This is a genomic window from Enterobacter sp. HK169 (genome assembly GCF_001719105.1).
Taxonomy (GTDB): Bacteria; Pseudomonadota; Gammaproteobacteria; order Enterobacterales; family Enterobacteriaceae; genus Enterobacter; species Enterobacter asburiae_B.
The window spans coordinates 3872827-3886850 of sequence record NZ_CP017087.1; the positions used below are offsets into that span (position 1 = coordinate 3872827).

18 protein-coding genes are annotated in these 14024 nt (G+C 48.5%); 15 read left to right on the forward strand and 3 right to left on the reverse strand.

Annotated features, from left to right (window positions below):
- Window positions 1-107: 107 nt before the first annotated feature.
- The 4 genes from EnteroDNA1_RS18365 to EnteroDNA1_RS18375 all read left to right on the forward strand — a co-directional run bounded on the left by EnteroDNA1_RS18365 (window position 108) and on the right by EnteroDNA1_RS18375 (window position 3120).
- Window positions 108-1322 (forward strand): tyrosine-type recombinase/integrase, encoded by a 1215-nt coding sequence (locus EnteroDNA1_RS18365; RefSeq protein WP_069303700.1) that lies wholly within the window; start codon window positions 108-110, stop codon window positions 1320-1322.
- Window positions 1323-1468: 146 nt separating this feature from the next.
- Window positions 1469-2134, forward strand: a complete 666-nt coding sequence (locus EnteroDNA1_RS18370) for a hypothetical protein (protein ID WP_063137843.1) — start codon at window positions 1469-1471, stop codon at window positions 2132-2134.
- A 180-nt stretch (window positions 2135-2314) separates the two neighbouring features.
- The gene (locus tag EnteroDNA1_RS22080; protein ID WP_071891605.1) at window positions 2315-2527 is read left to right on the forward strand and encodes a helix-turn-helix transcriptional regulator; all 213 of its coding nucleotides are present in this window, start codon (window positions 2315-2317) and stop codon (window positions 2525-2527) included.
- Between the two features lie 20 nt (window positions 2528-2547).
- On the forward strand, window positions 2548-3120 hold the full coding sequence (locus EnteroDNA1_RS18375) for a BRO-N domain-containing protein (protein WP_047363604.1): 573 nt from the start codon (window positions 2548-2550) through the stop codon (window positions 3118-3120).
- 48 nt (window positions 3121-3168) lie between these two features.
- Here the strand turns inward: EnteroDNA1_RS18375 and EnteroDNA1_RS18380 are convergent, their stop codons facing one another.
- The gene (locus EnteroDNA1_RS18380) at window positions 3169-3360 is read right to left on the reverse strand and encodes a toxin-antitoxin system HicB family antitoxin (protein WP_032677338.1); all 192 of its coding nucleotides are present in this window, start codon (window positions 3358-3360) and stop codon (window positions 3169-3171) included.
- 132 nt (window positions 3361-3492) lie between these two features.
- Here EnteroDNA1_RS18380 and EnteroDNA1_RS22085 point away from each other — a divergent pair, with 132 nt between their 5' ends.
- The 11 genes from EnteroDNA1_RS22085 to EnteroDNA1_RS18425 all read left to right on the forward strand — a co-directional run bounded on the left by EnteroDNA1_RS22085 (window position 3493) and on the right by EnteroDNA1_RS18425 (window position 10879).
- A complete protein-coding gene (locus EnteroDNA1_RS22085) occupies window positions 3493-3681 on the forward strand; it encodes a host cell division inhibitor Icd-like protein (RefSeq protein WP_071788720.1) in 189 nt (62 codons plus the stop codon).
- The gene (locus tag EnteroDNA1_RS18385; protein ID WP_069303701.1) at window positions 3674-4549 is read left to right on the forward strand and encodes a tyrosine-type recombinase/integrase; all 876 of its coding nucleotides are present in this window, start codon (window positions 3674-3676) and stop codon (window positions 4547-4549) included. The genes EnteroDNA1_RS22085 and EnteroDNA1_RS18385 overlap by 8 nt, the downstream gene beginning before the upstream one ends.
- A 115-nt stretch (window positions 4550-4664) precedes the next feature.
- Entirely contained in the window at window positions 4665-4868 is a 204-nt protein-coding gene (locus EnteroDNA1_RS18390; RefSeq protein WP_020686326.1) for a hypothetical protein, read from the forward strand.
- 10 nt (window positions 4869-4878) lie between these two features.
- Entirely contained in the window at window positions 4879-5193 is a 315-nt protein-coding gene (locus EnteroDNA1_RS18395) for a DUF4222 domain-containing protein (protein WP_069303702.1), read from the forward strand.
- Window positions 5190-6953, forward strand: a complete 1764-nt coding sequence (locus tag EnteroDNA1_RS18400) for a DNA primase family protein (protein WP_069303703.1) — start codon at window positions 5190-5192, stop codon at window positions 6951-6953. Before EnteroDNA1_RS18395 ends, EnteroDNA1_RS18400 begins: the two co-directional genes overlap by 4 nt.
- Before the next feature lie 412 nt (window positions 6954-7365).
- On the forward strand, window positions 7366-7539 hold the full coding sequence (locus EnteroDNA1_RS22495; RefSeq protein ID WP_197506917.1) for a hypothetical protein: 174 nt from the start codon (window positions 7366-7368) through the stop codon (window positions 7537-7539).
- Entirely contained in the window at window positions 7536-8321 is a 786-nt protein-coding gene (locus EnteroDNA1_RS18405) for a hypothetical protein (protein WP_045339030.1), read from the forward strand. Before EnteroDNA1_RS22495 ends, EnteroDNA1_RS18405 begins: the two co-directional genes overlap by 4 nt.
- A gap of 35 nt (window positions 8322-8356) precedes the next feature.
- Window positions 8357-8848 carry a DNA-binding protein gene (locus tag EnteroDNA1_RS18410; RefSeq protein WP_069303704.1) on the forward strand — a complete coding sequence of 164 codons (492 nt, stop codon included), beginning with the start codon at window positions 8357-8359 and terminating at the stop codon, window positions 8846-8848.
- A 634-nt stretch (window positions 8849-9482) separates the two neighbouring features.
- Window positions 9483-10088, forward strand: a complete 606-nt coding sequence (locus EnteroDNA1_RS22405) for a hypothetical protein (RefSeq protein ID WP_134934921.1) — start codon at window positions 9483-9485, stop codon at window positions 10086-10088.
- A 12-nt stretch (window positions 10089-10100) separates the two neighbouring features.
- Complete coding sequence (locus EnteroDNA1_RS18420) at window positions 10101-10409, forward strand: hypothetical protein (RefSeq protein ID WP_069303706.1); 309 nt, start codon at window positions 10101-10103, stop codon at window positions 10407-10409.
- A complete protein-coding gene (locus tag EnteroDNA1_RS18425; protein WP_069303707.1) occupies window positions 10409-10879 on the forward strand; it encodes a protein-export chaperone SecB in 471 nt (156 codons plus the stop codon). Before EnteroDNA1_RS18420 ends, EnteroDNA1_RS18425 begins: the two co-directional genes overlap by 1 nt.
- Window positions 10880-11337: 458 nt before the next feature.
- On the opposite strand, the gene catA is transcribed toward EnteroDNA1_RS18425, so the two are convergent.
- The gene (catA, locus tag EnteroDNA1_RS18430) at window positions 11338-12015 is read right to left on the reverse strand and encodes a type A chloramphenicol O-acetyltransferase (RefSeq protein ID WP_069303708.1); all 678 of its coding nucleotides are present in this window, start codon (window positions 12013-12015) and stop codon (window positions 11338-11340) included.
- 63 nt (window positions 12016-12078) lie between these two features.
- Window positions 12079-14010, reverse strand: coding sequence for a putative bifunctional diguanylate cyclase/phosphodiesterase (locus tag EnteroDNA1_RS18435; protein ID WP_064673471.1), 1932 nt, complete (start codon window positions 14008-14010; stop codon window positions 12079-12081).
- Between the last annotated feature and the right edge of the window lie 14 nt (window positions 14011-14024).

The following is a 14024-nucleotide window of genomic DNA, read 5'->3' on the forward strand; positions in this document are numbered from 1 at the left end:
CAGCCCCTTTTAGTATTTCTACGTCTACTAAAGTTCCCTGAAATCTACGGTCGTTTGGGGGTACTTATGGGGGTATTTGCTGTTCGGTCTAGAGGAGGTACCCCCAAGTGAAACTAAACGCCCGGCAGGTGGACACCGCCAAACCTAAAGATAAGCCTTACAAGCTGGCTGATGGTGGTGGTTTGTATCTCCTGATTAAACCTAATGGCGGCAAATACTGGCGGCTCAAGTATCGTGTAGCCGGCAAAGAGAAGCTGTTAGCGCTGGGTGTGTATCCTGAAGTCACATTGGCCGATGCTCGGGCAAAACGTGTAGAAGCCAAAAGGGGTATCGCTGGGGGTATCGATCCTATGGAAGCGAAACGGGAAGAGAAGATCGCCCGCGAAACGCAGTTAAACAACACCTTCAAAGATATTGCCCTTGAGTGGCACAGCAGCAAACTAAAAAAATGGTCTGCTGGGTATGCTTCAGACATCCTGGAGGCTTTCAACAAAGATGTGTTCCCTTACATTGGCAAAAAACCAATAGCTGATATCAAACCGCTTGAACTGTTGAATGTGCTGCGGCGCATTGAGGGGCGCGGCGCTACAGAAAAGGCCAAAAAAGTTAGGCAGCGCTGCGGGGAAGTTTTCCGTTACGCAATAGTCACCGGCCGTGCTGAGTATAACCCCGCTCCGGATCTCACCAGCGCCATGCAAGGGCATGAGTCCAATCATTATCCTTTCCTCACACCGAAAGAATTGCCTGATTTCTTCAAGGCGTTGTCAGTATATACAGGAAGCGCTTTAGTAGTTTTGGCCGCTCGTCTGCTGATTATCACCGGCTTGCGTACCGGCGAACTCCGCGGGGCATTTTGGGATGAAATCAATATCAGTAAGGCGGTCTGGGAAATACCAGCCTCACGCATGAAAATGCGTCGCCCTCATGTGGTGCCGTTGTCCAGTCAAGCTCTTACGCTTATTGGCCAGCTCCAAGAGCTAACAGGCAATTACCCGCTTATGTTCCCTGGCCGTAACGATCCGCGAAAAACAATGAGTGAAGCCAGCATAAACCAAGTCTTTAAGCGGATTGGCTATGACGGAAAAGTCACCGGGCACGGTTTCCGGCACACTATGAGTACCATCCTGCACGAACAGGGCTACAACACCGCGTGGATAGAAACGCAGCTGGCACACGTCGATAAAAACTCTATTCGAGGGACGTACAACCACGCTCAGTACATAGACGGCCGGCGTGAAATGCTTCAGTGGTATGCCGACTATATGGAAGCGTTGGAAAACGGCGAAAATGTAGTGCATGGAACGTTTGGAAAAAGCGCTTAACTGTATGTATAGACAGTGCTAATTGACAGTAGTAGACTTCGGTAGACGAACAAAGAATAGGCTATGTCTAGGCTGATCCCCGAAAACCCGTACACCTCTGCGGGCTGGCATAGCCGCTCAATTAATAGAGGGCGTGAGGTGACGTAATGTTCGATTTACCGGTGCATATTGGACGCTTGCGAATTGTATCTTTAGATCAGGCAGCCTTAGTTATGGCTGGAATATCTGAAAAGGTTGATAGCGTACAAAAAGCAGTAGAAGGGAATTATATAGGACATGAACAGGCATCTATTTACAAGGAAACTATCATACAAGCCATTCAGCTAAAGGAATTAAAGCCACTTCAAGCTTTCAAGTTAGCTGATTATAAATATGGTCTACCTGAGGCCGTCAGATTAAAAGTAGATGTTGAATCTATAACTCTGGATACTCCGATTGTTAATGCAACCTTCCTCGCAAAGGATATCTGGCCTTGGGTTGCTAATGAAATTGAGAGTGGTTTAAGGATGATTGATAGCCACTCCGCTGATTTAGATTCCGAGCAGTGCAATGAAGATTTACACGAACCCACCCAGTGGGGCAACTTCGCTGGCAAAGACACAGCACTCAAATTGATAGCCGGAATGGCAATTGCTCTCGAGAAAAGTCAGGGGAAATATCTACGTGGTGGCAAATTAAACAAATCTGAGGTGGCAAGGACTGCGACTAAACTGATTAATGATCATGGAGACGGTATCGATGTAACCAGTAAGGCACTGATTATGTTGATAGATGAAGCTCTTGAGCTTCACGCTTCCAAAATTTCGAAGTAAAGACTTCCAAAACTGACGCCGCACTTCCAAACCTTGTTTTACAGGTTCTAAAAAAACCTGTAAAACGGATCCACTCTCGCAGTTGTCACTTCCAATTAAAATCATACCGACTTCCACACAGCTAATCTGATATCTGGTTGAATTTATCTCGTACACCACAATAGACGTTATGAGGTAAATATGTCCCACTCTTTAATCAGATTGGCTGAAGTACAAAAACGCACTGGATATAGCAAGGCTTGGATCTATCGTCTTCTTAAAGACAATCGCTTTCCTAAATCGGTCAAGATTGGTTCTCGAGCCATCGCATTTGTTGAAAGTGAAGTTGATGATTGGATAAGCCAGCGTATCGAAGAACGAGATGCATTAATTTCCACAAAACCTCAACTGTAACTTAGACCGGGAAATTTATTATGACTAACAAAAATGCCCTAGCCGGGCAGGGTTTCGCTCAACCTGAAAACAGCAGCGATGATATTTCGGTCATTAAATTTGAGGCCGCGAAAGTCCGTATTGTTAAGATCAACGGTGAACCGTGGTTCGTTGCAAAAGATGTTTGCGCGGCGCTGGAACTATCCAATTCACGCATGGCGTTGCAGGCTCTGGATGATGACGAGAGAAATACCGTAACTTTAACTTACGGTATTCGCGGGAACCCAAATCATAGCGCTGTCTCTGAATCTGGTTTCTACAAGCTGATCGCCCGCAGCCGTAAAGCTATTACGCCGGGCACATTCGCCCATCGTTTCAGTAATTGGGTATTTCGCGAGGTTATCCCTTCTATCCGCAAGACTGGCTCTTATGGTGTGCCGTTCGCGTTCCTGAACGATTTTAGCCGGCGCATGGCGGCTTATCAGCAGGAGGCCAGCAAACGCGGGTATAAGTTGCAGCAGTGTAAGGGGGCAAAAGAAGCTCTTGAACAAGAGGAGATTCAGCTGTGGCGTAAGTATCAACCCGAGTTACTGAAGGAAAATAGCGATGATTAAAAAGGCAGGAAGAAGCCGGGATTATTACCCGGCTCAAAGGCTGATGGATCAGCCTTTAGGCTCTATGCCTTGTTTACGGAGCTCAGCGCGGGCAAGTTCCTTCATCCAATTACCAAGGCTCATACCTGCGCGCTCAGCTGCTTCATTCAATTGCTGGCGCAGTTCTGGATTAATTCGAATCTGGAAAGTAGGCGACCAGCCCTCACCCTTAGGTGTTTTATCTCGTTTTGCAGTTGACACGTACGTACATAACCTCATAGTATGGTTTTTGTTATGTACGTACGTTAGCACGGCGTACATTGAAAAGACAACGCCCCAGACTGTTGGAGCAGTACCGGGGCGTCTAACCAAAACGTTAGTTGAGGTAACATTATGGCTTGCACTAAGTCTACCCAAACACGCCCTGAATTTACATGGCGTTTTCTCACCTTGGGCGAATTCACAAATCAGATCGTCAATGTTACTGCTTCCACCGAGCGCGAAGCACGCGAAAAAACGCCCGCAGGATGTGTCTGTATTCTGGCGTGTCGTTTTCGCGTTGAGGAGGTACAGCATGTTTAACCTCCAAACCCTTACAGCAAAAGCACGCGAGTTGCGCGGTAACGTGGTAAAAGCCACTACCACGAAAGGCACCCGCACCATGACCCCCGTTTACGAACGGGAAGAGCAGCGCAAACTGCGCGAGCGCATCCAGCAGACCCAGCCGGACTGGGTTTTACTCTGGTGGGATATTGCGACCGTTACCGGCTGGCGTACCAGCGACGTGTGCAACTTCCGTTACTCCTGCATCAACTGGGAAACCGGCATAGCAACAATTATCGTAGCGAAGCAGACCAAAGCAGCAGAAGCCAGAGCGACCCGGAAGGGGATCGAGATTGTACGCCAGCGGCGCAAGGACGCCGCCCGGCTTGCTGGCGATCACATTGCTTACATGCAATGGGATAGCGTGAGCTGCGACGAACTGGCCGCCGGCATGACGGAAGAAGAACAGGCGATCGTGTTTGAGCTGGTGGCAAAGGCTGAAGTTAAGCACGATACCAAACAGCTGCCGCCGGGCATCATCAAGCGGCTGCGCGAACGCATGGAGCGCAATCTTATCGGTGACGACCTGGTATTTTCCCGCAGCCAGATCGAAAGTAACCGTTGCCAGTCTCTGGAAGGTAGCGTGAGCCGCCAGACGATCTGGAAGAAACTGCATAACGTAATGGTGTGGTTTACCCGAGTGGTAAACACGCGTCTGCGCCTGAGCGCCTATTCCAGCCGCAAGATTGCCGCCTTTAATCTCATGTCCGCCGGGGGCGAACAGGGTTTGCTGGTCGCCTCTGAAATGCTCGGGCACAGTAACCCGGCAATCACCCGAACTTACCTCCAGTTAGGCAGCAAGGCCTCCGCCATTCAATCCCGTCTGGCCATGGAGGTATCTGTATGACAACGGTTATCCCAATTTGCTGTCTCGGTGCTTTCGCCGATCACATCCCTGCGCAATTAAATAGCGTGCGATTTTTTTTTGCCAGCCAGTTATTAAGGGACGGGGAGGGGAAATTATGACTCCTGTTTACGATCTGGTTCGCCGGGCCGACGGCAAAAACGTTTTCAGTTTCCCGGCCGGCGGCCGCTATCTGGTGGACACGTCAAATGGCCTGCAGTCGATGCGCCCCCTTATGGACGACGAGATCATTTTTACGGTGGAGAGTGCCGCGCGCTTTCTGAGGAAAATTGGTTATCAGGTAATCCCGCCAGCGGCGTGAGGTAAAAAATATGACGATTAAAAATTCCGGCTTAGCTGCTGGTGGCCGCGCTCACCCTGAAATCAGGCCGTGCGATAAATGGAAGGACGGCCGGGGCAACATCGTAATTATCGAAAGTTACCGATTCGACAGAGTGACATATTGCCGCGAGGGGTACAGCTCACCGTGTTTTTGCACGCCAGAAAGACTGGTGCGGGAATTTGAATTTGTTTCTTCCGCACCGGTCGCCGGCGAAAAAGATATCGATCGGATTATGCGGGTACAGGGCATCGAGCGAATTCGTGTCATGCGGGAAATCATCAGGGAGCGAGGGAACAGAAAATGAAGAATGCACCAAACCTTAAAAAGCAGCCGGCGGATCTCATGGAGGAGTCAATTATCTTTGCCGGCGCCGATGCCTGGACGTTCGCCAAAGCATGGCAGGAAATGAACCCGATTGGCGATACGGTACCGCCGGTTGTGCTGGATAAAAAGCAGCTGGCGGAGCTGGAGAATATCCGCATTGTTGATGATGGCCGTGTCTATGCCCGGGTTTGCCGCGGCGGGCATCTGACCGAACGGCAGATAACCATTCTCGCGACAAAGCTGGCGGTGGCCGGCGTGGAGCGCGCGCAATTCTACTCTGAGGGTTATCAGCTTCTGGAGGACTGGACGCCACAGCTGCCGCGCCTGAAAGCCGATGCGGAAGCTGGCAAAAGCATGGTGATTGGCAAACCGCTGACGGATGTAAACCTTCGCGACCTGGCTGATAACGAAAAGGCGCTCATACTGGCCGCGCGTTACACCGGCATTGCGATCCATGAAAACAGCGAAGGCGTGTACGTCTACCGTACCGGCATCTGGGAGAAAACGTCTTTGCTCGAGCTGAGCCGCGAAATGGTGGCTATCTACAACGAGAACAAAACTAACTTCAGCAAGCGCGCGATCAACAACGTTATCGACGCCCTGAAAATCGTTATCCCGGTAATGGGGGAGCCGCGGCGCAGCCTGATCCCCTTTGCAAACGGCGTCTATGATATGGAAACCGGCGTTTTCTCCGAACACAGCCAGGATAACTGGCTGACCAACCATAACGGCGTGACCTACACGCCGGCGGTGCCGGGCGAAAACCTCCGCGACCACGCGCCGAACTTCCATAAATGGCTAAGTTACGCATCAGATAGAGACGCAATTAAGATGCAGCGCATCGCTGCAGCGCTCTTTATGGTGCTGGCGAACCGGTATGACTGGCAGCTGTTCCTCGAGATAACCGGGGAGGGCGGCAGCGGGAAAAGCGTCTTTACCCACATCGCCACGATGCTGGCCGGTGCGCATAACACCGCCAGCGGGAACATGGCGGCGCTCGACAGCGCGCGTGGGCGGGCGCAGTTCGTCGGGAAAAGCATGATAACGCTACCTGATCAGCCCAAATATTCAGGAGAGGGTACCGGGATAAAAGCGATAACCGGCGGGGATGCGGTGGAGATCGACCCGAAACACGAGCACCAGTACACCGCTGTTCTGCGGGCGGTGGTTGTGGCCACGAACAACACGCCGATGATTTTCACCGAACGTGCCGGCGGCGTTTCCCGGCGCCGCGTAATTTTCCAGTTTAACCGGCGCGTCAGCGAAGAGGATAAGGATCCCGACCTGGCAGAAAAGATATCCGCTGAAATTCCGGTGATTGTTCGCCGGCTGCTGGCGAACTTTGCGAACCCGGAAAAAGCGCGGGTGCTGCTGCTGGAGCAACGGAACAGCGAAGAAGCACTCGAGGTGAAGCAGAAAACGGATCCGCTGTATGCCTTCTGCGCGCATCTTGAGCGGCTGGCTGATTGTGCGGGAATGATGGTGGGCAACCGTAACCCGCCACACTATCCGCGCATTTATCTTTATCACGCTTACCTGGCATTCTTGGAGGCCAACGGTTTCGACAAGCCGCTGACGCTGAATAAATTCGCTGAGGGGATGGAAAGCGCCATGCGGGAGTTTAATCATGAATATCGTAAGGAGAGGAAGAATCGGGGCATGGTGACTAACGTTGAGCTTTCGGAAAGCGCGGAGGACTGGCTGCCGCAGGCGCACCCATTAGCTGAGAAAAAGGAATGAATGTTTAACTAAATATGGGGAAAAGTATACACGGTATACACCACTCTAATAAAAGTTATTAAAATCAATAATATATGCTGTGTATACCTTGTTATAGGGTATACACAGGGTATACACGGTCTACACAATTACATTTCTATAATGATTAGTTAATAAGCAAAAACGTGTATACCGTGCATACCTGAAATGGCAAAGTGTAGACTGGTGTACACGGTTCAATTGTATGTTTTATATGAGTTTTATCGTTTTTATGTAGACCGTGTATACCTTGAGGGCAAATTCTTTAAAACGCATCCACTTTTTTCACGTTGTGAACCCCTGCTATTTCATTAATATCGTTTCATAAATCGCAATTGATTATTGGATTGTTGCGATTAATGAAACTTTAACGGTCGCTATTAGTGGGGGCATCATGAGCAAGGTTAACGTTAAGCCCGTTCTGCTGAACGGGGATCAGATTCAGGCTCTGAAAACCATTCAGGAGAGGGAGCGCCAGAAGTCGGGCATGGGGATCGCGCCGTCAATCCATGCTGTTGCACGCAAGATATTTGATGCAGGGCTGTCAAAAATGGAGGCTGGCCAGTGAGCTACTCAATCAAAATTGGGAAACACAGCATCGAGCTGGCGGGTTATGCCGGTAAGGTTGTTGCGCCAAATACTCAGATGGCCGCTTTATTTCGTGGCATGGCGGGCGAACTCACCAGCCTGAGGACAACGGCGCAGCAGGCCGAAGCTGAGGCGGATTTGCTGGATGTTATCCGCAACGATCCGGATCTGAACGAACAGGCAAAAAACCGCAGGGCAGGTGAAGCCCGGAACCCGGACACGCTTAAAGACTTTACCCGCGGGGTGGCAGCCGTAAGCGAGCAGGCCGCAAATATTCTCGATTACCTGAAGAACAAGCTCGCTCCGGTTAATCCACTGGCATCTGATGATGTTCAGGGATTCATGCGTGACAGCGAGATGCGCCAGGCATTCGCCCGACTGGATCGCCGCAGCCAGGAAAAAATGCTGCTGTCGATGCACAGTGGAAAGCATCAGGAGCTGGCGGACGCCTTACTGAGGGCGCACGCGGTGTGTTCGGGGCTCGATACGGAACAGCTAAAACGTCTCGGCTTTTCCCGTATAGCATCAGAGAACGGGCAGGTAATTAGCGCGGTTGCCGATCTGGTCGACGCGGTAAGGAAGGACGTCGCACAAATTACAGCTGTCCGAACCTGGTATAACAATCTCGTTTACGGGAAGAACGACGATCCATCAGAAGTTCTGCCCCGCATGACCGGCCTTGATCAGTTAAGCGAACATGTCAGCGCGATGCTCAAAGGCAGCCAGCGGCAGACACATTCAGAAGAGAAGCAGGCCGCCTGAGGGCGGCTTTTTTCTGCCCGGAGGGAAACATCACGATGCTATTAAGTAAATCAGCCTACGCCAGGCATATGGGCGTCAGCCGGCAAACTGTTTACGGCTGGATAGCCCGCGGTGAAATTGTAATTTCAGGCGATAAAGTGGATGTTGACGCATCGCAGGCTAAACAAAATTCTGCTGGTGCTGGCGAACACCAGACTGAGATGACGTGGGCGCAAGCCGCCGCGTGGGTATGGGGGCATGACGGCGGGAAAGAGCTGCCGGCTGATAATAATGCTGGCCAGCGAATAGAGGTCGCAGCCGCTGAGCTGGGTTTTGAAGTTCGGCACGAGCCCGATGAAAAACTGCTGATTCTCTTCCGGCAGGATGAAGAAACCCACAGCTTCTATGGCAAAGACCATGCAGCAGGCGCTTTACGGTTTCTTCGTTCTGAGCTGGCTTACGTTGCCACAATGCACCCCGACACCCAGGATGACTGGAGCGAAACAGGATTAAAGGCACTCTGTCTGCTGGCAGGTGAAAAACTGTAAACCCCCGGCCAAACCTAACTCCTCTAACTTGACACTTTTTCGTGAAAAACAGGGAAAAGTGTCAACCCAACCTAACGGATCCTGACGCCTACGAACAGCATCTACAGCAGAAGTGTAAAGGGCTGGCGTTGAGATTTGTTGAGCCTTGACTGTTAACTTTTGTTAATCCTGATGCGGAGCAGGGCAGGTGCCAGCCTGTTATGGTTTGTTATGCCTTACTAGGGAAAACTAGGGGTAAAGTGTCAACCGCTACCGCTTCAGAAAACTTCAGGTGCGGGAACACAGGAGGGGAGGTGTTAAGCACTCCCCCTTTGCAACCATCCTCGAGCCTCTTTCAAGTCGCTGCTCTGGTTTGCCCGGACGCTGGCGTTCAGATTGAGTTGTCAAAAGTTGTCACCCACCGGCAGCGTCAGTGGGGAATTTTGGCAGAACGCGCTCTAAGTTACAGTTGCTTCAGTAAGTAATTGTTGTTTACTGACCTAGCTACTTAAAAACGGGATCAGCCTATTCATCAGATAGCTTGTGTTGTTTTTATAATCGGATAAACTTGTCCTATAGTTTGTCTACTAACGTCCACTGAAGAAGGTTCAGTTAGTTGGCTAAGAACACTAAGAAACGGATAAATGGTAACTAAATGAATATGTTAAGTTTAGTTTCCGATCAAGCCGCTAATGATGAATCAGTTGAAACTACCTTCTTCGAAGCGCATGGCTCCCATGGAACTTGCTGCTCAAGAGCTGCATCAATTCTGGAGCATGGTTTCAGAGTTGGAGACGGTGGTCGGCGCGGTGTGGGAGCTTATCTTTGGCATGCTGCTGAACAAGGATGCCAATATGCAACTCAACTTGCAGAAAGTTGGTTTGCTGCTGCTGAAAAAAGAGGTGAGTATTCAGACGAAGCTGACAAAGGTTGCGCTGTACTTTGGGGGTACGTCAAGGCACCTGATGAAGAGGTTTTAAACCTAGAAAGTCCCGAGTTTAGAGTAACTTTAAGAAGAGCGCTCGATGGTCTTTGGCCAACTATAAATGCCCAGGATGTTGATGAGAGAGAAGATCTCATTTGTGCAGTACACCAAATGCTCATCAATCGAACTGAAGAAACTGAAGGCATACCAGTTGGCGTAGTGTTAGCCACCGTCCAGCAACCACCTAAAATGCCAGACCAACTGGCTGGGTATGTTGGAGCGCCGTTTGCTGTGATAGTTAGAAATCTGGATTATCTTGCTATAACTAAAAATTAGAGGGGTTCCACTATGAACCGTAGAATGAAGGCTGCATTGGACGCGGCGTTACAAGACATCTTGTCTTTAACACCTGAAGAGTTCCTTAAAGAAGCCAGGGAATGTAGAGAAGGGGATGTTTTCTCTTTTTTGAAAAAAAGCGAAAAGTTCAAAGATTTTGATGTGAACATGCTGGAACCTTTGTCTTTGCACTTTTCAGAAGTCATGACAGAAGATCTGGTAACTTTGTTTGCTACTGTGAAGCTGAATGCTGCTAAATCCTTGAACGCTGAAACGGTTTTAGCTATTGAATCAGAACCTGAATTTGCACTGGCGGCCTAATGTCAAATAAGTCATTTCGAGCGCATGCAGTGCAGCTCCGTTCGTTGCAAGTTTTGAAGCTGAGTATTGAAGTGCATGACGTTAAGACTGCACATTCGGCAGACTATCAAGCCGGTAGCTACGCTATGGAAGCAGGCCATTCAGATTTTGACACAGCTACATCAACTATACATGTCAGTATGAGGGTTCGTGCTGGTAGATTTGCTGTAGATGAAGATAATTCTGAGGCTGATAACGAAGAGTATGAGAACCAACCTGTCTCTATATGGGTTGAAGTGGGAGGCGTTTTTACAGTTGATACTGAAGAATTCGCTGTTGAACACATCCCTCATTGGGCTGAATTTAACGCTCCTCTTATCATTTATCCATATGTTCGTGAACAGGTGTATGGGTTATCCACTCGTGTGGGCATTAAACCACTGCTTCTGCCACTCCTTGAGATTCCTTCTTTTAGAATCGTCAAAAAATAATGGCCCACACACGGGCCATTTTCGTTAAAATTCAATCCTTTAATACATTCCGCGATTGACCTGCTGCCACCCCTATTAAAAAGATAATGATTTTAGTTATGTCATACATAAGTTCAATGAGTCGCTGCTCCCAAAAAGCGTTCTTTTGACGAACTGATTACAACTAATTTCCTCTGAAGCAGGGGGCAAGTATTTTTGTTGTTATGGTTGGCTGTAATAAATCATCCCAGATTTTTCTTTTAACATAGAGTTAGGAGATGAGCTAAGTTGGAGTTACTTATCCAAAAATGAAATTAGATGTGTAATCGAAGAGTGACTTGAAAGTATAGCAAACAAGAGTTTGGGGGTACTTTTGGGGGTATCTTTGATTGCGTTTCCTTATAAATACTTAAAAATCATGATGTTATTTGTTTATATTTGTTCCTATTATCCCTTCTTTTAAAATTGCCTTCGGCGTATCAGCTATTTAGCCCCTCCGACAGCTCCGGCAAACCATCACACATCTCCTGCAACTCATTAAACATCCTTGCCACATGGAAACCATCGCACACGGAATGATGAACCTGCACCGCGAGCGGCAACAGCACTTTCCCATCCTGTTCGTAGTATTTTCCAAACGTGAACATCGGGGAAAAGAAGTTCTTCATGTGCGCAATGTTCATCGTAAAGTTCGTAAACGTTACCCAGGGAATAGACGATACGAAAAAGACATTTTCCCGGGACTCTTCCTTCGGCCAGTAAGAAAGGTTATTGCCATAGCGGGCAACGTCTTCCGCATACGTATTCTGGAAGTGCTGAATATTGCCGTCGAAGTGGCTCCACAATGATGAAAAGGTCTCTGTTTCAGGGTGGAAAATGGTATAGCTGGGATGAATTTCATTCCATATGACAAGCTCATTATCCTTCATGGCCATACGGAATTCCGGATGCCGGTTCATGATTTTAGAGAGGAGGAAAATAATCGTCGGGTAAAACTTCCAGCCGACCTCTTTGATATGTTTTCGCAGCGCGGTGATGTCGATCAGAACCGTTTGGTTAATGGTACACTCAGCAAATGACTGGAATACTTCAAAATGCTCCTTCCTGGCCCAGCGAGATAAATCAACAGGTGTATAGGCCGGGGCTGTTTTTTTCATTGTTTAACCTTTGATTATCAATCGACTAAAGGGTTTTAGGCCAGAAAAAGCCGCGCAACCATTTCAACCGTATCTAATCTTCCTGTCAATCTCAGCCTGTGGTTTTCCGAACAGGTATCCCTGGACGAGATCGCAGCCAAGCGCCTGAAGACGTTCAAGCTGCGCTTCGGTTTCAACACCTTCTGCAATGACCCTCATATTGAGGCTCTTCGCCATGCCGGTTATCAATTTAACGATATTAAGGGCATCATCCTGCGTGGATATCGGGTTCACGAAGGATTTATCGATTTTAATTTTATCAAAATTCAGTTCACTCAGACGTGAGAGCGACGAATAACCCGTTCCGAAATCATCGATTGAAATTCTTACACCCAGCGTTCTCAGCTTTTTGAGAATAGTGAGCGGCGTGTTGCTGTCGCTGAAGAGCGATGACTCCGTAACTTCTAATTCAAGACGGTTTGCCGGAAGTCCTGTCTCCTTCAGGATGGACTGTACCATCGCCGTAAAGGATTTCGTGCCCAGCTGAACGGGTGAGACGTTCACAGAGATCCTTGCCGGAACCGCCCAGGAAACCGCTTCCCGGCAGGCAAGCTCCAGCACGGTTTTGCCGATCTGGTTGATCATCCCCGTTTTTTCAGCGACGGAAATAAAGTAATCGGGTGACAGTATCCCCTTCACCGGGTGTATCCAGCGAATAAGCGCTTCATAGCCGTAAATTTCATTGCTGAATGAATCGACAATAGGCTGGTAATAAACAACGAATTCATGGTTATCGATCGCCAGTGCCATATCATGTTCAAGGGTTCTGCTTTCCTGCAACTTTTGCAGCATCCACTGACGGAAAACTTTTATCTGCTGTGAACCCTCTTTTTTGGCTTCGTAGAGCGCCAGATCGGCAAATTTATAAAGGTAGTCAGAGCGCCGTTCATTATCAGATAAAACGATACCCACACAGGTGGCGATTTTTATCAGCTGGTTATTAATCGTATAGGGCTGGCTGATATGTTCGCTGATTTCTTTGGCACGCGAAACGGCGGCTGCTTCAGTGAGTCCACTGGAAAGCAGGGCAAACTCGTCTCCGCCCAAACGGTAAAAGGTATCAGTGGCGCTGCTCATTGAGGTGAGGCGTCTGGATACCTGATTCAACAGCAAATCTCCGGCATCATGGCCATAGGTATCGTTGACCTCTTTGAAGCGGTCTAAATCAAATAACATCACCGTGACGGGGATGTGGTTTTTATCTGCCTGAAGATTAATTTTGTTGAGATCGTCCCAGAAGAAAAGGCGGTTTTTCATGCCGGTGAGGGAGTCATGATAAACATCATATTCCAGCTTCGAGTTCTGAATTTGCAGCGTTTCTTTTGATATCTGAAGCTCGTCAGCAAGGCTTTTAACCTGCATGTGCGCTTTGAGAATGTTTTTATTCTGGTAGATCATTAAGAAACCCAGAATAAAGCTTAATATCACCAGTAATAATGAAAGTACCGAATAAATATAATACAGGATTTGTATTTTATGGTTGGATTCATTAACCGTGTTAATATCTTTCGTCAATGCCGTTGCAGAAAGCTGGCTCAGCGGCGCATCAAGGTCATGCATATTTGTCAGGTATGCCTGTAGTTCTGGGTGGCTCATTTTTTCAAGATGGCTATCCAGATAGGCCAGTATTTTCTCTAAGCGCAAAGCGAGCTCCTGATGCGCTTTATCACTGTCAATATAGCGACCTAAATCACCCCCTTTCATTAAATCGCTCTGGCTGAGCATAATTTCAAGACGCATGCGGACCTGGTCTATCGTAACGTCATCGGTATCGGTTGCGTATAGACCAAGCCATGATTCAAAACGGTAATACTCTGATACCAGTTGTGCCACGGACCAGGACTCAGTGTATTGAGTCAGTTTTTGCAATTCCTGCTGGCGATCGTAAACAAGGAATGCAATATATCCTGTCGTGATAAAAAGAGAAAAAATGATACCAACCAGTATCCTGTTCATTATGTTCTCCTGAA